This window comes from Agriterribacter sp. (assembly GCF_035445465.1).
In the GTDB taxonomy this organism is placed as follows: domain Bacteria; phylum Bacteroidota; class Bacteroidia; order Chitinophagales; family Chitinophagaceae; genus Agriterribacter.
Genome location: NZ_DAOMQT010000009.1, coordinates 113300 through 137273, shown reverse-complemented (window position 1 = coordinate 137273; position 23974 = coordinate 113300). Strand labels below are relative to the sequence as shown.

Sequence of the window (23974 nt, the reverse complement as noted above, 5' to 3'; positions counted from 1 at the left end):
ACCACAACCAGCCGTTTGAAAAAAGAATTATTCTATTTTTACCGGACAGCAATGACCTGAAACCTGCAACTTGAACCTGAACCCGGGATCTGACTGCTGAAAGCTGACGGCACTCTAAAAATTCGGCGCCAGTTGTCTCGTACGGTAATAGTCTAACATATAGTTCACCACTTCTTCGGAGGTATCAACAATTTCAAACAGGGCAAGGTCTTCGGGGTTGATATTGCCTTCCACCAGCATCACATCTTCGAGCCAGTTTATCAGGCCCTGCCAGTATTTCCTGCCCACCAGCACCATAGGCATTTGTTTGAACTTTTCCGTTTGTATTAAAGTAGCTACTTCAAAAAACTCATCTAAGGTCCCAAAGCCTCCGGGCATCATTACAAAACCCTGCGAATATTTGGTGAACATTACCTTGCGTACAAAGAAGTAATCAAAATTCAGCAGCTTATCCTTATCAATATAGTCATTGGGCCGTTGCTCAAAAGGCAGGTCAATATTTAATCCCACGCTTTTCCCATTTGCCAGTACCGTTCCTTTATTGGCTGCTTCCATAATACCGGGGCCGCCGCCGGTAATAACGCCAAAGCCTTCCTCCGACAGCCTGCGGGCAATTTCTACTGAGAGGTCGTAATATAGCGTGCCCGGCTTTGTACGGGCCGAGCCAAATATGGAAATGCAGGGGCCGATCTTACATAAGGCTTCAAAGCCTTCTACAAATTCTGCCATTATCTTAAATAGCTGCCAACTGCTGTGGCCCATGCTTTCCTTCCAGTGTCTTTCCTTTAAAGTTTTAAGGGTTGCATTCATACGTGTTGTTTTAGGATAAAGATCTTATTCGAATAGTGTTAAGTCAATCAAATTTTGTCTGTATGTTATCAGGGGGGTGAATAGGCAATAGTGAATCTCACTATTCACCATTCACACAGCCTTAGATGGTAAAGCCACCGCTTATGCAGTGGCCCTCCTTTTGTATAACGTGCGGTATAAAAATTTAGTTTGCGGAAGCTGTTTTTTTTGAAATAGCCAGCAAACCGAGGTAGGTAAGCATGCCGTTGTAGATCAGTAGCTCATATCCAATTTTGAAATTACCGAAAAGCGACAGGGAAAGCGATTTGATATTTTCAACCCACTGTCCGGTTAAATTTAACTGCGGCTGATACCATTCTATATTGTTGATCATATCAACACCAAGGATCAGCAGTGGGGCCAGCAAACAAACGATCAGCGATAAACGGTCATTAATGATTCTTTTGCTAAGGATACCAAAAGCAAATAAGCCAAGCAGCGGACCATAGGTAAAGCCTGCTACTTTAAGAATAACATCAATGATAGATTTATTATCTACCAGCTTAAAGCCTAACACAACTATAAAAAATATAAAAGCAAAAGTAAAATGGGTCGTCAGCCTTATCTTTCTCCGCTTGCTTTCACTCCAGTGCTCCTTCCGCTTTAGACCCAGGATATCTATACAAAAAGAAGAAGTTAGCGCGGTTAATGCGCCATCGGCACTCGGGAACAACGCAGAGATCAACCCGATGATGAATATAATGGATACTGCGGTTGGCATATAGCTCAGCGCTGCGGTTGGAAACAGGTCATCAGGTGGAACATTGATTCCTTTTTCGGCAGCAAAAATATACAACAAACCACCTAAGAAAAGAAACAGGAAGTTTACCAGTGCCATGATGATGCTGAAAGTAACCATGTTCTTCTGGGAATCTTTCAGGTTCTTTACACTGATGTTTTTTTGCATCATCTCCTGGTCAAGCCCCGTCATGGCAACCGTAATAAATACGCCTCCCAGAATATGTTTCAGGAAGTGGGATGAGCTGTTAATGTCTGTGTTGAATATTCTGGTTAAGCCGAGATCACCCAGCTTATTCAGTGTTCCGGAAAAGCTATGCCCGAGGTTGTTCATAATAAAGATTGTGCATACAACCAGTCCCAGCAACATAAAAGAAGTTTGCAGGGTATCTGTAAACACAATGGTTTTAACGCCTCCTTCAAAAGTATAGAGGATGATCATGAGCAGTATAATAACCGTGGTAAGCCAGAAAGGCATGCCCAGGTTATCGAGAATAAATATCTGGAGGATATTGATAACAAGATATAGCCTGGCTGTTGCACCCAATGTTCTGGAGATGATAAAAAACAGGGCGCCGGTTTTATAGGAGATCATTCCAAAACGGTGCTGCAGGTAATTATAGATGGAGGTAAGGTTCAGCCGGTAATACAGGGGCAGGAGAATAAATGCAATTAAAAAATAGCCGATCAGGTACCCGATAACCACCTGGAAATACGCAAAGCCCGCGCCGCCTACCGTTCCCGGTACCGATACAAAAGTTACGCCCGACAGGGAAGTGCCGATCATGCCAAAAGCCACCAGCATCCAGTTGGAGCTTTTATTGCCAATAAAAAAGGAGTCGTTGTTAGAATTGCGCGAGGTGTAGTAAGCTACCACTAAAAGCAAAAGAAAGTATCCTACCACAAATGAAAAAAGCAGCCAGGGAGACATATGGTATATTAAAGTTTAGGAGGAAAGATAAAACTTTTATTTTTTATGGAATAGAAAGTATGTTGCTCCGTATCATTGCAGCACAAAACACGGTTTATGCAAATTCAGGCGGTAACAGTTTTTTGCGGATCCAAACAAGGCGCCAACCCGCAATACGAAAAAGATGCGGCGCATCTCGGTAAGCTGATAGCGGAAGCCCGGCTTGAGCTAATATATGGCGGCGGCAACAAAGGCATGATGTCGGCAGTAGCCAATGCTGCATTGCAAAATGGAGGTAACGTAACCGGCGTTATTCCTCAAATACTTATAGAATGGGAACAGCAGCATACCGGGTTAACAGAACTTATCGTTACCGATAATATTCATCAGCGAAAAAAGCTGATGTATGAATTATGCGATGCTGCTATTGTTTTGCCGGGCGGCTATGGAACTTTAGATGAGCTGTTTGAAATGCTTACCTGGAACCAGTTGAACATCCACAACAAAAGCATATTCATGCTCAATACAGCGGGCTATTACCGGCACCTGGAGGCACACATACATAAAATGGAGGCGGAAGGATTTTTATATGGTCACCCGGAAGAACGAATTATTTTCAGCGATACGCCTGAGGCATTGATGAATAGCATAAAGGGCTAAGGTTGAGTTACCGCCCGGCTCGTGTCTGCGCGAAATGACAGTTAGGAGCGCGATGCTTTTACTATCGGCCAACCAGGAAGCTGTGTTGAAGCTGACTTTTACTTCTGGCATCCAAAACGCGCCATTATTTAGCCGTAACCCCAAAAAATGCTAACTTTTGGTAAAATATTCAGTTATGAAGCATTCATTTGTAGTTTTCCTGCTGAGCATTTTAATTTTATTGCAGTCTTCTCCGGCTTATACCCAACCGCCCCGGGAGCATAAAACCCTTGCTATAGGCGCCGCTGCGCCCGATTTTACATTGCCCGCTGTTGATGGTAAAACCTATACACTTGCATCTTTCAAAAACAGTAAAATATTGGTGATCATCTTTACCTGTAATCACTGCCCTACCGCACAGGCTTATGAAGACCGCATCATACAACTTACTGCTGATTATTCCGGCAAAGGCGTTGCCGTTGTTGCCATTATGCCTAATGATCCACAGTCCATTACCTTAAGCGAGCTGGACTATACAGATTTAAGCGATTCCTTTGAGGAAATGAAGATCCGTGCCAAAGAAAAGCAATTCAATTTCCCGTATCTGTATGATGGCGATACACAGGCAACGGCAAAAGCGTACAGACCTGCCGTTACCCCACATGTTTTTATTTTTGATGGCGCCCGCAAACTCCGTTTCCAGGGAAGGATAGATGATGTGGAAAATCCTGCCAAAACGCCAAAGCATTTTGATACGCGAAATGCTATAGAAGCTTTGCTTGCCAATAAGGAAGTAAGTACACCCACTACAAAAGTTTTTGGATGTTCAACGAAATGGAAGGAAAAGAGCGATTGGATTGTTAAGGCGCAGCAGGAGTGGGCAAAAGAGCCGGTACAGCTGAACGATATAGATGTAGCAGGAATAAAAAATTTGCTGAAGAATGATTCTGAAAAGCTGCGTTTAATCAATATCTGGGCCACCTGGTGCGGTCCCTGCGTTACGGAATTCCCGGAGTTTATAACCATGAACAGGATGTACCGTAAACGGGATTTCGAATTCATCAGCATCAGTGCCGACGACCCTGCCAAAAAAGAAAAGGCATTGCAGTTCCTGAAAAAACAACAGGCTTCCAATGCCAATTATATTTTTAGTATGGATGACAAGTACCAGCTTATTGAAGCGGTAGACTCTAACTGGCAGGGCGCACTGCCCTATACTATCCTGGTAGAGCCCGGGGGTAAAATTGTATATGCCAGGCAGGGGATTATTGATCCGCTGCAAATGAAAAAAACGATCATTGAGCATCCGTTGTTGGGGCGGTATTATTGAGAATGTGAGGAATGTGAGAAATGTGGAAATGTGAGGAATGTGAAAATGTGAAAAATATGGGGGATTTGAAAATAGGGTCAGGAGATCAGGTCGCAAAGCATTATCGTGATTTAACTTTTTGTTACTTTTTCTTTCAAGAGAAAAAGTAAAAAGAAACATTTATTCCTTTCTTAAAGCGCTGATGCAATTGCTCAATGAACGGAAATGATGATAGGTGGCTTTCCAGATATGGCCTTTGAGACTTTTTTTGAGTTCGGGCTGTTTATCTAATCCGCCTTCATACCAGTCGCCGAATTCGTGATCAATGAGGTAGGTTTGGGTATAGTTCCAGAGCTGCCTGAACTTTTCAAAATAGTGTAAAGGATCGTTTGGGAAAAGATCGGCCATGAATAACAGGGTGTTCATTCCTTCTGCCTGCGCCCACCAGTTTTTGCTATCCTTTATGATCGTGATCTTATCGTCTCCTTTAAAATAATAGCCTTCATCATAAAATCCTCCAACAGCGCTATCCCAGCCGTTGCGTAAAGCATGATCCACCATAAGTTTGGCTTTCAGGAGGGTGATGCTGTCGTTTTCAAGTCCCAATATATGGGACGCTTCAAGCATGAGCCAGGCGGTTTCCACGTCATGACCAAAGGAAACATGATCAAGGTAGCGATGTTTCAAAATAGTTACTTTAGCTGAATCACTGAATGAAACGGGCGTCCAGTCGGGTTGAAAGAAAAGCGTAAGGCTTCCCTTGGGTGAGGTAATGGTATCCCTGATAAGCAGCAGCATTTCGTTTAAGCGTTCGCGTAATAACGGGTCGGGCCATACCAGGTATAGTTCGGTGAAAGCTTCCAGCAGGTGAATAGCGCTGTTCTGGTCTTTATATCCCAGGTCGGAAGTGGAAGTAATATCAGCGTTTCGTTTAACGGGAGTGCCATCTCTTTGCATGTGCTGAAAATAGCCTTTGTATACCGGGTCGTGGCTGTGTTTTTCCAGCCAGGCAAAGGCCTGCTTTGCGAGATGCAGTGCGACGGTATCGCCTGATGCTTTATAATAAGCGGCAAGCGCATAAATACCAAATGCATTGCCGTATGCTTCTTTTGCTGCAAAACCGTTGTGCTTTACTTTTCCTTTTTGATCCACCAGCGTATAAAATCCACCATAGGATTTATCCCACATTACATCTTTAAGAAAAAGAAAGCCATGCTTTGCGCCTGTTTTATAATGTACAACAGCAGGGTATAGTTCAGCCGCTTTTGCATTAACCCAGGTATGGCGTGCCTGCGTTACGATCATTTTATCCTGGTTGGGCGCCGGTTTAAAATTATAAGTATAGGAACTTGTAAACCCTCCGTATACCGTATCCAAAGACCGGGGATACCATTGAACCAGCAATTCCTTTTGCAAGCTGTTTTCCATGGAGCGGGCAATCTGCAATCTTTCAGCTTTGTTGTTTTTTGCTGATAAGGTTTGCTGCTGTGCGTATGCAGCATGATGTAAAAAAAGTGAAAGGAAGAAGAATATGTATTTCATGGGATTAATTTAGTTCAATTTTCACGCGCCTGCGAACCAGGGCATGATTCCTGTTACGTATATAATTGATAAAGCCTTTTTAGTCGTTTCCCTATGCAATAAAGGAGGTATTAGAAAAAGAAGCTTCTATTCACAATATATTTCTAATTTTCATCTTTTTAAGTGAAATTAAATTCAAATGAATAGAATCTTATTAGGCTATTTGATTATCGTATGTTTGGTAATATCCTGCAAAAAAGACGATACCAACTGCAATAACAGCCCCTGGTACCAGGATGGTGTTCGTCTGGCATATAAAAATGACAGGCAACTTATCGGGGTTGATTCGATCCGTGTATTTGTAAAAAAAATAGCCCGAAATAAAGTACGCTCAATGTCGGATGTTGGATTCTCCGAGCCCGAGGGCTATCTTGAAATTTGTGGAAATAAAGTGTATAAAGCCAGCTCTGAACAATTTAGCGATAGTCAACTGTTATATGATCTTAACGGAAATATTGGCGACAAGTGGACTGTTGAAACCACGCAGGAGTGGGGTCGAAAGGTGGTCAATATTGTAACCCTGAAAGAAAAATCTGTTTCTGTAACTGTTCCCTATGGAACTTTCAGCACAACAATGTTTGAAATGGAAACCAGCTTTGACGGCAATTTTTATCAAACTGCTAAAGTTTATATTACAGAAGATCATGGACCTGTTAAATTAGATGGTACCATCGCATATTACGAGTTAGGAGAAAGTAATTTTTAGCATACTACCGCCCGTTTCGTGTCTCCACCATAGTCTTTAAGCTGAGGTTTTTTGTTTATTTGTAAAGATTGATAAGGAGTTTGTTTATTTTTTGGTGGCATATACAATCCATTATCAGAGACAGGTAGGTATCGGATAGCCAGGTTTTTATTGGTAGTTTTTTAATAGCACCATTTTTAAAGTAAAGGCAAATTCTGCTATGCGAAGTCTCCAGACTTCCTTCCGCTATGCGAAGTCTCCGGACTTCGCCATCAATATGTTCTTCCGGGACTATGTCCCGCAATATAGAGTCGATATAATGCTGCATGCTATTGAAAGTTGGAGCTGGTTCGTGAAACACGACCCAGGGCATCGGAATACCGCTCATCTCCCTTCAAACTGGAAGATCTTTTCCATCAGCACCCATTTTGCGCCGGGTTTTGCCCAGGGAATAGCCTGCTGGTATTTCCACATCAGTTCTTCCCACTCCTGCACTTTGGCGCAATGGGCATCCAACTGTTTCTTTTTGTCAAAGGTGAAGTTGTCGTCTGTTTCCAGGATCATGAACATCCTGTTGCCTGTGCGGTATATTTCGATATTGGTAATACCGGCATCTAAGTCGTTTTGCCGCACTTCCGGCCACCCCACGCCGGGCTTGTGCCAGTTTTCATATTCTTCAATGCTTTTGGGATCGTCTATTAAGTCGAGCGTAAGACAAAATTTTTGCATAATCGTTTTTTATTTGAACCAGGTATTAAAAGCATTGATCGTTTGCCTGGCTGCTGCATCGCTGTTGGGCAAGGGAAACACTTCGGCAGAAAGGTAGCCGCTGTAAGATATGGATTGCAAGGCTTTTGCAATATCATTCATGGAAGTATGTCCCATACCTATGGCGCGCCTGTTGCTGTCGGCAAAATGTACATGTCCTATATAACTGCCATATTGGTAAATGGTTTCAGGTATGGAAGCTTCTTCTATATTCATATGAAACAGGTCGGCCAGCAATTGAACATTATTTGTATCAAGCGTTTTTAACCAGGCAACGGCATCCGCAAAGCAATTGAATATATTGGTTTCATAGCGGTTCAATGGTTCGTATACGAGTGGTACGCCTTTCTTTTCCGCTTTATTAGCCAGTATGCTTATTCCTTCACTCAGCCATTGCAAAGCAATCGTTCTTTCAGTGCCCTGTGGTATATTTCCCTGCATGGAACCAATGATAGCGGGCGCGTTAAAGATTGCGCCAAAATCAATCATTTCACTTATAAACTTAACAGCACGCGAACGTACTCCGGCATCAACATCTGTAAGCGTTAAGCCCTGCACTACTTTTCCTGCCCCGGTTCCCACTGCGCATATCCGTATACGATAGCTGTCTGAAAGTTGCTGCAGCAGGGTGGTATCAACCGCTGTTGCCGAAGCCGTAAAAAGTTCAACCGCATCAAATCCCAATGCAGCCGCTTTGGCAATGGAGTCTTCCAAGTTTTCCCAGAATACCCAGGGCCCGTTTTTTATTTGGGGCACCAGCGCTATGGTTATCGCAGATTTCATCTTTTTTATTTACAGTGTAAAATCAACCATGATCTTGGTAATATTACCCCTGTTTTCCGACCAGTCCTGCAATGCTTCGCCGGCATGATCAAGCGATACGGTTTTGGATATAACGGCGTCAACAGGAAACCTGCCGTCTTCCAGGTACTGAATTACAACCGGAAAATCACCCAGGCAATTGCGGGAACCCAGTATTTCAATCTCTTTTCTTACAAATACGCCGGTATTGTATGCTACCGGTTTTTTGCCATAGCCTATATATACTACTCTGCCGGTATACGACACCAGTTCAACGGCCGCCCTGTATGTTTCATGATTACCAACCGCCTCTATGATAACGTCCGGGCCATCGCCATTTGTCCATTCATCTAAGGCTTGCTTTAAATTGCTGGTAGTGGTATTAATGGCCGAGGATGCGCCCACGGCTTTAGCTATACCGGTTTTATAATCGCTTATATCTGCTGCAAAAACTTCTGCTCCTTTGTTTAACGACCCCGCAATGGCGCCCAGTCCTACTATACCGCAGCCCATTACCAATACTTTGTCGCCTGCCTGAACCCTGCCCCTGTTGGCGGCATGAAAGCCAACCGTAAGGGGTTCAGCAAGCGCCAGTTCTTTATACGATAAAGTTGCTGATGCATGCAGCTTCTTCCAGTTCACCGTAATGTATTCCGTCATAGCACCCGGACGCCTTACCCCCATTGTTTTGTTGTCAACACAGGCGTTGGAGCGGCCTTTGCGGCATGCAATACACACACCGCAGTTTAAATAGGGATCCAGGGTAACCTTCATGCCGGGTGTAAAGCCTGCCGGTACATTTTTCCCTGTTGCTTCTATAATGGCGCCCACTTCATGCCCCAGCACGTTCGGGTATTCCTGCATTTCAAAAAGGCCTTTGAATCCGTTCAGATCGCCTCCGCAAAACCCCACCATGCCAATGCGCAGCAACACTTCCTCATCGGTTGGCACAGGCATTGGTATTTCGCGGATCTCTGTTTTACCGGGTTCAACCAAAACTAAAGCTCTCATATAAAAACTATTGTTGTTTAGGGATGTTGTTTTCACTGCGGCCTTCAAACCACATTTTATTTTTCACAGGTGTTACCAGCTTCTCAATATCCTGTAACAGCGCATTAGGAATATCAAGACCGGCAGCAGCTATATTTTGTTTAACTTTTTCCACCTCACACATGCCGGTAATGGTGCTTGCAATATGCGGGTGTGCGATGGCGTAAGATAAGGCCACATCGCTCAGCGCCAGTCCATATGCACGGCAAAGGCTGATCAGCGCGGGCTGTATGGCGATCATTTCTTTGGGCGACCTGTGCCATGAAGGTAAAGGAGCATCCGTTAGTATGCGCTGTAAAAAGGGAGCGGCATTCATCAGGCCAAATCCTTTTTCCAAAGAAAGCGGTACCAGCTCATCATTGATCTCATCTTCCAATAAATTATAGTGCGCCCAGGAAAGTACAGTATCTACATCCGTTTGCCGGGCTATATGCGCCAGGTAGCGCACCGGCAACCCGGTGAATCCTATATAACGGGCCTTACCACTTTCCTTTACTTTTAGTGCCGCGGGTATAGCTTCATTGAGTAGCTGCTCCTCCGTGCCAAATTCTATGTCATGGATCTGCAGCAGGTCTACATAATCCGTCTTCAATCTTTTCAATGATTCATCAATGCTGCTCAGCACCCGCTGGTACGAGAAATCGAAATGAGTGGCATACCTGCAACATTTGGTAGCCAGTACGATATCTTTTCGCTTTCCTTCCAGAGCTTTTCCAAGCCTGGTTTCAGCAAGCGTATCTCCATAAAACGGCGCCACGTCAAAAAAATTGATGCCGTTATCTATGGCATAGTGAATAGCGTTTATGCCTTCCTGTTCTTCTACCGGCTCAAATACATTGCCTACGGGCGACACGCCAAAGCCCAGTGCTGATATGCTTAAACCCGTTTTACCAAGGATGCGGTATTGCATGGTGATCTTTGAATTGAATGATGTTTATTCTTTTACCTGTACCGGCGTAATATTTTGCCACAACGTCACAAGGTCACAAAGGAAAACGCTTTGAGGCTTCGTGTATTAGTGGCATATCTTCTAAACCGGCCCTTTTAAAACAGCCTCAAGGCATAGAGGCTTTTTCAGCGGTTGGCAAGTTACAACCTGATTTTGATTTTACCTGAAAGTGATATAAGATCGTGATGGAGTACCCGCCGCTTTGGGTCACCACGAAATGGAAGCTGGAAGCTGGTTTGTAGATACGAACCAGGGCATTGAAAATACGGCGTAATAATCATACAACGATACTTTTGCGCCTTATTTTAATAGCATTGATGAAGACACCACGCATGGCAGACCTCTCCGTTTGCCGTTCTGCTAATTAACGACAAAAGCTATTGCACCGCTTGACATTCCAGCTTCAGATAAGTATATTACATTTTATTTATTTTAGAAACCGGATTGACGCTATATGAAAAAAAATTATTGGTGGATGATCATGTTCCTGGTGATTTCAGGCGCTGTTTCCTGCGTTAATGCTGATAAAACCGCGGAGCAGGAAGCTTTAACCACAGGGAGCAGTGATCTTTTTTTAAGCCAGGATGAGCCATCGGGCACTATTTCAGTCTTCAGGAAAGGTGCAAAGGAGCCTGTGCTGGTGCAGCATGCAGAGGAGGGCTTTAGGCCATATCTTCATCCGCTCAGCGCTCCCGATGGTAAAGGGGTACTAACAGAATACAGCCCGTCGCATCATAAGCACCAAACAGGTATTTACTGGGGATTTACCCGTGTTAACGGCCGCGATTTTTTTCATAATCCCGGAAGTGATTACTGGAAAAAAGTATCAGCCTATATAACGGAAAAGGAAGGTAGCGAAGTAAAATGGCAAACAGTGTATGATCTGCTGGATGCCAAGGGGAATGCTATGCTAACGGAAACCCAAAAATGGTCTATGCGCAATGACAGCGGGCGGTTTGTGATTACGCTCGAATGGAGAGGAGAGGCTAAAACAGATATTACCATTGGAAAATATGATTATGGCGGGCTGTTTATCAGGATGCCATGGAAAGAGGGTATTAAAGGCGAAGTAATAAATAGCGCCAGGCAACGCAATGAACATGCGGAAGGGCAGCGCGCCACATGGGTAGATGTGGGCATGCAGGTAGAAGGAAGGGATGACCTTGCACACATTGCGGTATTTGATCATCCTGAAAACAAAGGTTATCCGCAGCACTGGCGTGTAGACTCGCAACTGGGCATTGGTCCGGCACGCGCTAAGGAAGGTGACTGGCAAATAAAAAGCGGGGCAACGGAAGTGATCCGGCACCAGTTGGTTGTATACACGGGTGATCTGAATGATGTAAAGCTGAATGAGCAGTGGGTTGCATTTTCCGGAAACGGAAATCCTTTGTATGCCGGTGCCGAGATGTGGAAAATTGCACAGCAGGAAGGGCTTGAAGCAAAGTTCCTGACACCGGAAGAGGCGGTTAAAGCCATGACGGTAAAAGAAGGATACAAGGTAAACGTGTGGGCGGCCGAGCCGTTGATGACACAACCCATGGCCTTTTGCTGGGACGACCGCGGACGCCTGTGGATAGCAGAAAACCGGGATTATGAATCAAGGGGGCATGGGTTCTCCAATTCGGGCGACAGCCGCATACTTATTTTAGAAGATACCAATCACGACGGCGTGGCCGATACCCGCAAAGTATTTATGGAAGGGCTTGCTTTTCCGGCAGCCATTGCTGTTGGGTTTGATGGTGTTTTTATTGGTGCACCTCCCAACCTGCTTTTCGTTCCCGACCGTAATCACGATGATGTGGCAGATGTAAAAGATATTGAAGTACGCCTAACGGGGTGGGGCATACGCGACCGGCATGAAACCCTTAACAGCCTGCACTGGGGGCCCGATGGATGGTTATACGGATGCCAGGGGTTTGCCACACCTTCCAAAGTAAGAAAGCCGGAAGGCAAAGGCCGCCTGTATAAACATAAAGATCCTTTTCCTGAAAATATCCTGGAAGGAGAAGGCACTGACATCAATGGAGGCGTATGGCGGTATCATCCAACCAAAGATAAGTTTGAAGTAGTGGCCCATGGATTCAGTAATCCGTGGGGTATTGATTACGATGCCAAAGGGCAGTTATTTATCAGCGCCTGTGTTATTCCTCACATGTGGCACGTTATCCCCGGCGGAATTTATCACCGTCAGGGCGGTCAGCATTTTAATCCCTTCGTATATGACGATATTAAAACAATAACCGATCATAGCCACCGGTCTGCGCATGGCGGAGCACGCATCTACCAGTCTGATGCGTTTCCCGCATCGCAAAAGGGAAGGATATTCATGGCCAATATACACGAGCATGCGGTTCTTTCCGATGTCCTGAAGCCGCAGGGTTCAGGCTTCGTGGCCAGTCATGGAGATGATTTTATGAAGGCCAATAATGCACAGTGGGTAGGGTTCAGCATGGAGATAGGGCCTGATGGCGGACTATATGCGCTCGACTGGCACGATGCGGATATATGCGGACAAAAAGTATTGAACGCCGAAACGGGCCGTATATTCAGGATTGTGCCGGAGCAATCGGGAGCAGAAAACTGGCCGGGAAGATATGGCGATCTTGCCAAAATGAGCGATAAGGATCTGGCGGCGCTGCAAACCAGCAAGAGCGACTGGCATGCCCGCCGCGCAAGGGTTATACTCCAGGGCAGGGCTGCTAAAGGAAAAACGGATCCGGAAGCGCAACGCATATTATTAGAAATATTTCAATCTAATCCTGATACTGATTTCCGGTTAAAGGCCATGTGGGCGCTGCACGTAATAAAAGGGCCTGGCAGTGATATGCTGCTGAAAGCGCTCAATGATAAGGATCCGTATATCAGGGCATGGGCGATACAATTATTGTGTGAAGACCGTTCGCCGTCTTCCAAAGCCGCTGATCAGTTTATTGCCATGGCGGCGGGGGACCCTTCACCGGTAGTAAGACTTTACCTGGCCTCAGCAATGCAGCGGCTGGAAAAAAACATAAGCTGGAGTATAGCCGCGGCACTGGCAAAACATGCAGAAGATACCGGTGATCACAACCTGCCAAAAATGATCTGGTACGGGCTGGAACCTATGTTTAACGATGACCCCGCCCGTGCATTGAAAATTGCTTCGGAATCAAATATACCGCTCATTGCCAGCTATACCGCCCGCCGTGCGGTGGATGGCGGCGCAATGAACGAGTTGGTTAATATTATCGGAACCCGGCCCAAAACCCTTGTCAGCCTGCTGGAAGGAATGCGGAACGGAATGGAGGATCGAACGGATATCAGGTCATCTCCTGCCTGGCAGCAGGTTTTTGCCGCGCTCAAAAAAACAAATGACAAGGCGGCACAACTGGCCATGGAAATTACTGAACTTTTCGGTGATACGGAAGCCGCGCAACGTTCGCTGGCAACGCTAAAAAACAAGAACGCTGAACCGGGTCAAAGAAAAAAAGCGCTCCAGGCGCTTACAGCGCAGCAACGAAAGGAGTTGGTACCTGAGCTTCCTGCGTTGCTCGAAGACCCGCAGTTGCGGATAGATGTTATCCGGTCTGTTGCGGCTTTCAACGAGCAATCCCTGGGATCATTGCTGATTAAAAAGTACAAAGATTTTAATGAAGCTGAAAAATCGGCCGCTGTTCAAACCCTTTCCTCCCGTCCTGCATATGGCTGGATACTTAGCCAGGCGCTCAAAGAAAATAGCGTTCCCAAAAGAGATGTGTCTGCAAATGTGGCCAGGCAATTACGGAGAGTTGTGGGAAGTGGTTTTGTGGAAATATGGGGTCCTGTTGATGATAAGCCGCGCGATGATAAAGCCTATGCCAGGTATAAGCATCTTTTAAGCAGCGATGCGGCCAAAAGCCCGGATATAGGTAATGGTCGGCAGTTATTCATGCGAACCTGCGGCAGTTGTCATAAAATGTACGGGCAGGGTGGCGAAATTGGCCCTGACCTTACCGGCTCCAACCGGTCAAATATAGATTACCTGCTCTTCAATATCTTAAACCCGAGCGAAGAGATCCAGGACGATTATAAGATGGTAGTGATTACTACCCGCGATGGCAGAACCTATTCCGGGAACCTGGTTGGGGAGAACCAGCGCCAGGTAACCATGCGCGTGGTAGGACAAAATGATGTGGTTATCAGCAAATCATCCATCCAGTCGAAGGAAGTAACGCCTGTTTCCATGATGCCGCAGGGACTCTTAAATTCCTTAACAGATAAAGAAACAATTGATCTGCTGTCGTACCTGCAAAAAGCAGGAAAATGATTGCAGCGGAACAGCCCCTTCCCTGCCTGTCATAAGCAAGCTGCGTTAGGTTGACAAGCAGTGGATTGTTGGTTTAGCTAAATTTAATTGTTTCTTGTTTCCCTCGGATTTATGGCAATCAGCGATCCATTCCGTGGGGCTCAGTAGTCTCGGAGGACAAAAAAATTCTGAAAGTCACCTGTGTCCCCCAATAAAAACACAACGATAACAGGAATCAAACCCGGATATGGAGTGTAGCTCCGCATCAGTAAAGTAGCCCCGACAGGAATCGAACCTGTATCTAAAGTTTAGGAAACTTCTATTCTATCCATTGAACTACGGGGCCGGTTTATCAGCAGCTAATGCCATCCGGTTTAAAGCAGGGCGCAAAAATAATAGTTTCCGGTCATTTTAACCCCTTATTTTACTACTTTCATTCCTTAATAATTCAGCATTCATATGAAATTAATTCAAATCCTTTCTTTTTTAATATTAGCTGTTTCTCTTACAGGGCAGGCACAACAAGTGCAAAATAGTAAAGCAAAGATCAATCATGTAGCCATTTATGTGGTGGATCTGCAGCGATCGGGTGATTTTTATATCAACACGCTCGGACTGGATACGGTACCCGAACCTTTTCATGATGGTAAACATATTTGGTTAAGCATCGGTCCCGGGAGCCAGATGCATATTATCCAGGGTGCAACAGCAAAAAAAGCATATTACAAAAACAATCATACCTGCTTCAGCGTACCATCTGTAGAGGCGTTTACCCTTAAGCTGAAGGAAAAATCCATCCCCTGGGAAGATGTGAACGGAACACAAATGGCTATTAGCAAACGGGTGGATGGCATAAGCCAGATATGGCTGCGCGACCCGGACGGTTACTGGCTGGAGATCAATGACGACTGGAACTGATCCGAATTCGTGTATTTGTAGCGTATAAATCCAAACAGCGGATAGTCAATGAAATACCGTCATTCAATATTTCACTTGCCCTGTAGCAGCGGGGGGCAAATTTCCGGAACCCGCATCCTCCTTAACCCCTATCTTTGCCGTCCTAAAATGTGCGTATGAAGTTTTACACCTTATTAATTAAATACAGGCTTCCGCTGGGGTTTTTAGCGCTGGCTTTGGCTGTTGTGGTAAATATCTCCTCCGGGTTTTGGCCGGCATTTGCTTTATATCTTGTTGCGTTAGTAGCAATTGTAAGCCATTTTTTGTTTGGCCCCATGCGTTTGATACAAGGTTATATGGAAGACGGGGATATTGACGGCGCGCAAAAAATACTGGATTCCATACGTTTTCCCAACCTGCTCATTAAACCGGTGCGCAGCGTTTATTACTTTTTGAAATCGAACCTGGCTATGTTTAAGCAGGATTTTGACGGGGCGGAAATCATGATGAAAAAGAGCCTGAGCCTTGGAATGCCCATGAAAGAAACCGAAGGAGCGGCGTACTTTCAGTTGGGCACTATAGCCATGCAAAAAAGCAATATGCGGCAGGCGGAAGAATATATCCGTAAGGCCATACGGGTAGGACTCCCCGACAAAGAAAACACGGCTGCCGCCTACCTGCAAATGTGCCAGATATTTATTAACAAGCGGGAGTTCCGTGCTGCCAAGGATTATTTCCGCCGGGCCAAAGAGCTAAAACCCTCAACCGCGCAGGTGGTAGACCAGATCAAGCAAATTGAAAAATATATCAGCCGGATACCGGGATAAGTTGTACCGGTTATTTTAATATACAAACGTATAAATGCAGGAAAGCCGCAAATAGAAATGATGCGGCTTTCCTGTGAATAATAGGTTTTACTGTAAGAAGTTGTATTTCCCGCTTTTAATCCTATTCTTTCGAAATTGGATTGTGCTGTTCAATTGGTACAACGGCTATAGTGTGCAATGCAACAAAGGTAAATGTATTATAAAGGAAAGTGCCGGCCAATACTACAAATCGGTTATATACAATAAGTTCAGTATTAGTAAACTTTTGTTGAGAACATACAGGCATTCATTGGTTAACTTTGGCTTATGTCATTTTCAAAAGAAAAACTGCATATAAAATTCAGGGAAGAATACAACAAGCTCAATGAACGGCAACGGAAGGCTGTTGATACGATTGAAGGACCGGTAATTGTAAATGCCGGGCCGGGCACCGGCAAAACACAGATACTGGCATTGCGCATCGCCAATATCCTGCAGCAAACGGATATTGATGCCGGCAACATCCTTTGCCTTACCTATACCGATAACGGTGCAGTAGAAATGCGTAACCGGCTGCTTAAAATTGTTGGCAGCACCGCTTATAAGATCCAGATACATACTTTCCATTCTTTTTGCAATGAAGTGATACAGGATAACCTTACATGGTTTGGTAAGCTGAACCTGGAACCGATAGGCGACCTGGAAGAAATTGACCTTTTTTATAGATTAATAGATAGCATTGAAAAGGATAATATACTCAAGCGCTTCAGAGGGGAAGTATATTACGAGAAAGACAGGCTGAAGGAATTGTACCGCCTCATGAAGAAGGAAGCGTGGACGCCTGAATACCTGAATGAACGTATAGATGGTTACCTAAAGGAACTGCCCCAGAAAGAAGGATTTTATTACAAAAGAAAATTTAAGGAATTTAAGGCGGGAGATGAAAAGCCAGGAGCCATTGCCGAAGAAACTCAAAAGATGGAAATGTTGCGCGCCGCAGTCAATCTTTATCCGCGGTATAACCGGTTGATGCTGGAAGCGGGGCGTTATAATTTTGATGATATGATTTTGTGGGTGCTGGATGCCTTTGCCAATAATAAGAATATGCTGTTAGATTACCAGGAACGGTTTCAGTACTTCCTCGTGGATGAGTTCCAGGATACCAGCCGCGGACAAAACCTGTTGCTGCAGTATCTCACAGGTTACTGGAACGATCCGAATGTGTTTGTGGTGGGAGATCCTGACCAGAGCATATTTTCTTTCCAGGATGCGAATGTGCAAAATATATTGGCGTTTGAAGAAAAATATACCGGCAATATTGTAAAAATCAATCTCACGCATAATTACCGGTCCGCACAAAATATATTAGATACAGCGCATACGCTTATCCGTAATAACAATACGCGTACAATATCAATAGAAAATAGCGATCCGCTTATATCCGCTAACCATAGCCTCAGGGGTATGGCCATTGAGCCTCACATATATGAATATGCGAACAGCACCCAGGAAGCGATTGATGTGGTGCTGCAAATTGAAGCGTTAGTACAGCAGGGAATGAGTGGCAGGGAGATAGCCGTCATCTATCGCAATCATGCGCAGGTGGCCGAAATGATTACGCTGTTGGAAGTGAAGAAGATCCCGGTGAATATAAAAAGAAAGGTAGATATCCTGCAACTGCCTTTTATCACTAATATCATTAGCCTGCTAACCTGGATTGATAAAGAAAGCTATATCCCTTACAGCGCCGATGATATTTTGTTTCAGTTGCTGCATACCGGTTTTTTCAGATTGCCGCCATTGGATGTGGCAAAACTAAGTGTTGCGGTAAATGCTAAGAACAGGAGTAGTAAGGATGATGTATATGCTATCCGGAGATTGCTGTCGGAAATGACAGTGCCACCCGCCGACCTGTTCAACCAGTCCAATGGTTATTCCTTTAAAGAAATAAGCAACACCCTGGAAAGCCTTTTGCAAGCGGCGGGTAATGTAACCCTGCAGCATCTGTTTGAACTGGTGATCCAAAAAGCAGGTATACTTTCCTTTGTCATGCAAAGCGCTGAAAAGCCCTGGTTAATGCAGGTGCTGAATGCTTTTTTCAGTTTTATAAAAGAAGAAACCAGGCATAATCCTGCGCTTAACCTCCATGAGTTACTGGTGAATATCGAAACGATCCGGAAAAACAGGCTGGGTATTCCATTGTACAAAGTTAATGCTGCGGAAGAGGGTGTAAATTTGGTTACTGCGCATGGTTCCAAAGGTTCGGAATACGCGCATGTTTTTGTTATTGGCGCTACCAGAGATATATGGGATGATACCAAAGCCGGTAACAAGTCCTATAAGTTACCCGATAACCTTGTCAGCAATACCAATATTCCTGCAAGCCTGGAAGAAAACAGGCGTTTGTTTTATGTGGCCATAACGCGTGCTAAAACACATTTAAATATTTCGTATGCCCTGAAAAACGCTAAAGATAAGGAGCAGGTACGCAGCAGTTTTGTTACCGAAATACAGGAGGGTACAGGGTTGCCATCTATACAAAAGCAGGTTCCGGATGAGTTGCTCACGGAATACCTGGCGCTTCAGTTTGCCGAAAAGGCCAGGCCGGAAATTGAATTGATGGAAGAAGAATACATTGATCAGCTATTAAAAAAATATACGCTGAGTGTAACGCATCTCAACAATTACCTCAATTGTCCGCTGAAATTTTATTACCAGAATCTGATCAGGGTGCCTGCGGCAAAAAATGAGAACATGACTTTTGGCAGCGCCGTACATTATGCGGTTGAAATGCTCTTCAAAAAAATGAAGAACAACAACGACATCTTCCCCGGAAAAGACTCCCTGCTGGCAGACTTTACATTTTTTATGCAAACAAACCGGGAGGCGCTTACCCCGGAGGAGTATAAAAGAAGATCGGCATATGGAGAGAAGATATTACCTGCCTATTATGATTACCATATCAGCCGGTGGACAAAAGTGATCATCGCCGAAAAAGCTGTTCGCAATGTGGTGGTTCAGAACGTGCCTGTTAACGGTAAGCTGGATAAGCTGGAATTCAATGGTAAACAGGTAAACGTGGTAGATTACAAAACAGGTAAATATGAAAACGGCCGCAAAAAGCTGGTAGCGCCAAATGAAAAAGAGCCTAATGGCGGAGATTACTGGCGCCAGGCGGTATTTTACAAGATCCTGTTAGACAATTTCAGCGAAAGCATTAATAAAGGCTGGGAAGTGGTAAGTACGGAGTTCGATTTTTTAGAACCCGTAAATGATGAATATAAAGTAGAGAAAGTACTGATTACAGATGCCGATATTACAACAGTTACACACCAGATAACAGATACCTGGCAGAAAATACAGCGTAAGGAATTTAAAACAGGTTGTGGAAAGGCTGATTGTGAGTGGTGCAATTTTGTAAAAAACAATAACCTTGCCGTAGCGCTCCATGCACCGGAAGCCGATGACACTGAAGTCTGAAACCTGTAACCTGTACCTCATACCTCACACTTTTAAGTCATTATTAATAAAACATTACGCTGCAAAAGCTACAAACCTGCTAAGTTTGCAGATTTGAAAGGGATAAGCGAACATTAATGAAAAAAGTCTTCTGCGCCGTTGTTATTATATTGCTCCTTTATAAACTGCTCGTATTTACGTCGGGTTGCGCGCAAATTATACCACCTACCGGCGGCCCGCGCGACTCGCTTCCGCCCGTGATGCTGGGCGCTGTGCCTAAAGATTCAACCCTTAATTTTACGGGCAGTAAGATCGTACTCACGTTTGATGAATATGTTCAGTTAGACCGGCCCGAAGAACAACTGATTATATCGCCTGTGCCTAAAGCGTCGCCACTCATAGAAGCGAAGCTTAAGGAAGTTACGATCCGCATCAAAGACACCCTGGAAGAAAATACTACCTATAGCATTAATTTCGGAAAAGCATTAAAAGATATTAACGAAGGAAACCCTGCAAAGCAATTCACCTATATCTTTTCTACCGGCAGCTATATAGACAGCAGCACACTGTCCGGAAAAGTGGTGGTAGCGGAGACCGGCAGGCCCGACAGCACCCTGATTGTAATGCTGCACCGCAATTTTGAAGACTCGGCGGTGTCAAAAGAAAAGCCCCGGTATTTCACCCGTTTAGACAGCGCGGGCCGCTTTACATTTAATAATATAGCACCCGGCCGTTATAATATTTTTGCGTTAAAAGACCCGGGTGGGCAGAAAATGTATATGCGCAACAGCGACCTGTTTGCCTTTTATGATAGTGCCTTAACCATTGGCGATAATAATATACACCCGGTGCTGTATGCTTTTGCAGAAGAGCCGGAAGAACAAAGACCCGGGGGAGCAAGAGCCGGCGTCACTGCAAAAACAGCCACTCCAAAAAAAGAAAAAAAGCTAACCTATAGTATCAACCTCGAAAGTAACCAGCAGGACCTGCTCGGCGATTTAACCCTTACTTTCAGCGAGCCGCTGCAATCATTCGACCGTGCTAAGCTTCATTTTACCGATACTTTATTTAAGCCGGTAAGCGGTTATCATATGGAAGCAGATTCTGTAAATAAATTATTTACGCTCACCTATCCCTGGAAAGAGGAGCAGGAATTCCGGCTGATATTAGAAAAAGATATAGCTAAAGATTCTTCCGGAACGGAGCTGGAAAAGGCAGACACCATACGCTTTAAAACAAAAAAGAACAGCGACTATGGCAGGTTAAGAATACGGCTGCAGAACCTCGATACGGCACAGCATATCGCATTGGTTTTTTATAAGGCAGATAAAATAGAAAAATCGCAGCCCCTGACCGGTAAAGACGTGAATTTTACATTATTCCGTCCGGGCGACTATGAGATCCGGATACTATACGATGGCAATAGAAATGGCAACTGGGATACGGGTAGCTACTGGGAGAAGCGCCAGCCGGAGAAGATCGTTTCCGATGGGAAAAAATATACGGTGCGGCCAAACTGGGACAATGAAATTACGATTGAGCTTCCACTGCATCCTCCGGGCGATGTGCTGGGTGAATAAAGGCATGTTTATGAGTTCCCTCTCTTCATCGGGCGAACCCACTGCAACCTGAACCCCTGCAACCTGAGCCCTGCAACTTGCAACCTGTACCCTGAACCCTGAACCAACATTGTTTCCCAGTCAATTTTTCCTGATATCTTTGCGCTATGCAAATTGCTTCTTCCTTACTTGAAAATGCGGTTAATGAATTTGCCCGTTTGCCCGGTATTGGTAAAAAAACGGCGCTGCGCTTAGTATTGCATCTGATTAAGCAAAGTCCTGAAGAGGTACAGCGGTTCAGCTATACCATTAACAGGATGAAAAAGGAAGTGCTGTTTTGTACGGTTTGTCATAATATCTCCGACAGCAATGTCTGTAATATCTGCGGTAATCCTTCCCGTAAAAAAGAAACCATTTGCGTGGTAGAATCCATACGCGATGTAATTGCGGTGGAAAGCACGCAGCAATACAATGGCTTGTACCATGTGCTGGGCGGCATCATTTCACCATTGGATGGTGTTGGTCCCGACCAGTTGCATATTGAAACACTTGTGCAGCGCATACAAAACGGCGGTGTGGAAGAAGTGATCTTTGCGCTTAGTCCTAATATCCAGGGCGACACCACTATTTATTATATACAGAAGAAAATTGAGTCTTGCCAGGTAAAGGTTACTACCATTGCCCGTGGCATCTCGTTTGGCGGTGAGCTGGAATATGCCGATGAGCTTACCTTAGGCAGGAGCCTGCAAAACCGGATGCCGGTAGAAAAGTACGTGTCACACTGATGCTTTTTATTTTCGATATACTATCGTACCTTTGCGCCGCGTATGCAGGCAGATTTGTTTATTGTTCAGCCTGATTAAAAAACAGAACTAATAAACGCTAAGAAACCCCCGCATTAAGTTTCCCAACGTTTTGTAGTTCAGCAGTAATTTTTGAAGGCAGCGGCAATGCTGGCATTAAGCATGCGTATGATGATGCCCGGCTGCTGCATCTTTCTGGTTTTTTCTAAAACCGTATAACTTAAATAAGGGAAGCATGAAAAGTATTCGCGACATATTAAAAGAACGTATCCTGGTAATAGATGGCGCCATGGGCACCATGATACAGCAGTATAAACTCACCGAGGCCGATTACCGCGGCGAACGTTTTAAAGACTGGCCTTCCGATGTAAAGGGTAATAATGATCTCCTGAGCATCACCCAGCCGCAGATCATTACCGAAATTCATAAGCAATACTTAGTCGCCGGGGCAGATATTATTGAAACCAATACTTTCAGCAGCACGGCAATAGCCCAGGCCGATTACGATATGCAGTCGCTGGCCTATGAGTTAAATGTAGCTGCCGCCCGGTGTGCAAAGGAAGCAATACAACAATCGGGTAAACAGGCATGGGTTGCTGGCGCTATAGGTCCTTTAAATAAAACGCTCAGCCTTTCTCCCGATGTAAATAACCCCGGTTTCAGGGCGGTAACGTTTGACCAGGTAGTAGCCGCATATTATGAACAGGTAAAAGGTTTGGCCGATGGAGGCGTTGATATATTATTAGTTGAAACCATTTTTGATACCCTCAACGCCAAGGCGGCCATTTATGCTATAAAGCAATTTTATCACGATCATCCTCAATTGAAGCCTGCGGAAATCATGATCAGCGGCACTATTACGGATGCTTCGGGCCGTACCCTGAGCGGGCAAACCCTGGAAGCTTTTTATACTTCAGTAATGCATGCCCGGCCTTTAAGCATAGGCCTGAACTGTGCCTTAGGCGCAAAGGAAATGCGGCCGCATATTGAAGAATTATCGCATATAGCCTCCTGCTACGTATCTGCCTATCCCAATGCCGGGCTGCCCAATACTATGGGCGAATATGATGAAGCGCCGCATGAAACGGCGCATTTTCTGGAAGAATGGGCGGAGAATGGGTTTGTGAACATAGTAGGTGGCTGCTGCGGTACAACACCCGATCATATTAAGCATATAGCGGATAATGTAAAAGAGATAAAACCGAGGGTGTTACCGGAGGTGGAGAAGGAATTTGAAAGTGCGGCAATTTGAAGCTAAATGCTTACCGCTGAAAGCTGACCAGCATTAAAGCGCTAACCAAAAATTGCACATATGAAAGCACAAAATCAGTTACCGGAGGTAACAACCGATGAAATCGTAGAGAAAATTTATGTTGTTAGAGGGGTGAAGGTTATGTTGGATAAAGATTTAGCAGAAATGTACGGAGTTGAAACGAGAGTGTTAAACCAGGCGGTCCAAAGGAATCTTGCACGTTTTCCGTATGATTTTATGTTTCAGTTGACGGAAGATGAATTTAAAAACTTGATATCACAATTTGTGATATCAAGTTGGGGCGGAACCCGCAAAATGCCTTATGCATTTACGGAGCATGGTGTAGCAATGCTTTCATCCGTCCTGAGGTCTGAGCAGGCTATTCAGGTGAACATACGGATAGTGAGGGTTTATACAAGGATGCGGCAACTCATATTGGACAACAAAGAGCTTTGGTTAAAAATTGAAAAGATAGAACAATCGCTGGCCAAGAAAGACGATGAAGTGCAGGCTATTTTTAAAGTGTTGAAAAATTTACTGGTAAAGGAAGAAAAGCCGAGACAGCCGATCGGGTTTAAAATTCCCGGTAAAAAATGAATGAAAGCAGAATACTAACTGTTTTATGGCTGATAGCTCAAAGCTGACAGCCGACAGC

The 23974-nt window shown here is 44.7% G+C and carries 18 protein-coding genes and 1 tRNA gene; 11 read left to right on the top strand and 8 right to left on the bottom strand.

Annotated elements, in window-relative coordinates:
* Positions 1 to 114: 114 nt before the first annotated feature.
* A complete protein-coding gene (locus tag PLE34_RS07375) occupies positions 115 to 810 on the bottom strand; it encodes an LOG family protein (RefSeq protein ID WP_324555458.1) in 696 nt (231 codons plus the stop codon).
* A gap of 184 nt (positions 811 to 994) precedes the next feature.
* Positions 995 to 2518, bottom strand: a complete 1524-nt coding sequence (locus PLE34_RS07370) for a sodium:solute symporter (RefSeq protein WP_324555456.1) — start codon at positions 2516 to 2518, stop codon at positions 995 to 997.
* A 96-nt stretch (positions 2519 to 2614) separates the two neighbouring features.
* On the opposite strand from PLE34_RS07370, the gene PLE34_RS07365 reads away from it, so the two are divergent.
* Positions 2615 to 3157, top strand: coding sequence for an LOG family protein (locus tag PLE34_RS07365; RefSeq protein ID WP_324555454.1), 543 nt, complete (start codon positions 2615 to 2617; stop codon positions 3155 to 3157).
* A 175-nt stretch (positions 3158 to 3332) separates the two neighbouring features.
* Complete coding sequence (locus PLE34_RS07360; protein WP_324555452.1) at positions 3333 to 4466, top strand: redoxin domain-containing protein; 1134 nt, start codon at positions 3333 to 3335, stop codon at positions 4464 to 4466.
* Positions 4467 to 4625: 159 nt separating this feature from the next.
* Here PLE34_RS07360 and PLE34_RS07355 read toward each other — a convergent pair whose 3' ends face one another.
* On the bottom strand, positions 4626 to 5987 hold the full coding sequence (locus tag PLE34_RS07355) for an AGE family epimerase/isomerase (RefSeq protein WP_324555449.1): 1362 nt from the start codon (positions 5985 to 5987) through the stop codon (positions 4626 to 4628).
* Positions 5988 to 6165: 178 nt separating this feature from the next.
* On the opposite strand from PLE34_RS07355, the gene PLE34_RS07350 reads away from it, so the two are divergent.
* Positions 6166 to 6732, top strand: coding sequence for a hypothetical protein (locus PLE34_RS07350; RefSeq protein ID WP_324555448.1), 567 nt, complete (start codon positions 6166 to 6168; stop codon positions 6730 to 6732).
* Between the two features lie 363 nt (positions 6733 to 7095).
* On the opposite strand, the gene PLE34_RS07345 is transcribed toward PLE34_RS07350, so the two are convergent.
* From PLE34_RS07345 to PLE34_RS07330, 4 genes are read right to left on the bottom strand one after another with little or no spacing between them, the layout of a single operon-like run.
* Positions 7096 to 7440, bottom strand: a complete 345-nt coding sequence (locus PLE34_RS07345; RefSeq protein ID WP_324555446.1) for an L-rhamnose mutarotase — start codon at positions 7438 to 7440, stop codon at positions 7096 to 7098.
* A gap of 9 nt (positions 7441 to 7449) precedes the next feature.
* Entirely contained in the window at positions 7450 to 8262 is an 813-nt protein-coding gene (locus tag PLE34_RS07340; protein ID WP_324555444.1) for a TIM barrel protein, read from the bottom strand.
* Between the two features lie 9 nt (positions 8263 to 8271).
* The gene (locus tag PLE34_RS07335) at positions 8272 to 9291 is read right to left on the bottom strand and encodes a zinc-binding alcohol dehydrogenase family protein (protein WP_324555442.1); all 1020 of its coding nucleotides are present in this window, start codon (positions 9289 to 9291) and stop codon (positions 8272 to 8274) included.
* 7 nt (positions 9292 to 9298) lie between these two features.
* Positions 9299 to 10240 (bottom strand): aldo/keto reductase, encoded by a 942-nt coding sequence (locus tag PLE34_RS07330; RefSeq protein WP_324555440.1) that lies wholly within the window; start codon positions 10238 to 10240, stop codon positions 9299 to 9301.
* Between the two features lie 493 nt (positions 10241 to 10733).
* Between PLE34_RS07330 and PLE34_RS07325 the strand changes: the two genes are divergently transcribed.
* Positions 10734 to 14564, top strand: a complete 3831-nt coding sequence (locus tag PLE34_RS07325; RefSeq protein WP_324555438.1) for a PVC-type heme-binding CxxCH protein — start codon at positions 10734 to 10736, stop codon at positions 14562 to 14564.
* Positions 14565 to 14817: 253 nt separating this feature from the next.
* On the opposite strand, the gene PLE34_RS07320 is transcribed toward PLE34_RS07325, so the two are convergent.
* Positions 14818 to 14889 (bottom strand) — tRNA-Arg (locus PLE34_RS07320).
* A 113-nt stretch (positions 14890 to 15002) separates the two neighbouring features.
* On the opposite strand from PLE34_RS07320, the gene PLE34_RS07315 reads away from it, so the two are divergent.
* The 7 genes from PLE34_RS07315 to PLE34_RS07285 all read left to right on the top strand — a co-directional run bounded on the left by PLE34_RS07315 (position 15003) and on the right by PLE34_RS07285 (position 23916).
* Positions 15003 to 15461, top strand: coding sequence for a VOC family protein (locus PLE34_RS07315; RefSeq protein WP_324555436.1), 459 nt, complete (start codon positions 15003 to 15005; stop codon positions 15459 to 15461).
* Between the two features lie 155 nt (positions 15462 to 15616).
* Positions 15617 to 16267: a tetratricopeptide repeat protein gene (locus tag PLE34_RS07310; RefSeq protein WP_324555434.1), complete on the top strand. Its 651-nt coding sequence runs from the start codon at positions 15617 to 15619 to the stop codon at positions 16265 to 16267.
* Between the two features lie 306 nt (positions 16268 to 16573).
* Entirely contained in the window at positions 16574 to 19726 is a 3153-nt protein-coding gene (locus PLE34_RS07305; protein ID WP_324555433.1) for an ATP-dependent helicase, read from the top strand.
* Between the two features lie 116 nt (positions 19727 to 19842).
* On the top strand, positions 19843 to 21285 hold the full coding sequence (locus PLE34_RS07300; protein WP_324555431.1) for an Ig-like domain-containing domain: 1443 nt from the start codon (positions 19843 to 19845) through the stop codon (positions 21283 to 21285).
* Positions 21286 to 21431: 146 nt separating this feature from the next.
* Positions 21432 to 22049, top strand: a complete 618-nt coding sequence (gene recR, locus PLE34_RS07295) for a recombination mediator RecR (RefSeq protein ID WP_324555430.1) — start codon at positions 21432 to 21434, stop codon at positions 22047 to 22049.
* Between the two features lie 253 nt (positions 22050 to 22302).
* Positions 22303 to 23319, top strand: coding sequence for a homocysteine S-methyltransferase family protein (locus PLE34_RS07290; RefSeq protein ID WP_324555429.1), 1017 nt, complete (start codon positions 22303 to 22305; stop codon positions 23317 to 23319).
* A gap of 60 nt (positions 23320 to 23379) precedes the next feature.
* Entirely contained in the window at positions 23380 to 23916 is a 537-nt protein-coding gene (locus tag PLE34_RS07285; RefSeq protein WP_324555428.1) for an ORF6N domain-containing protein, read from the top strand.
* Positions 23917 to 23974 lie beyond the last annotated feature (58 nt).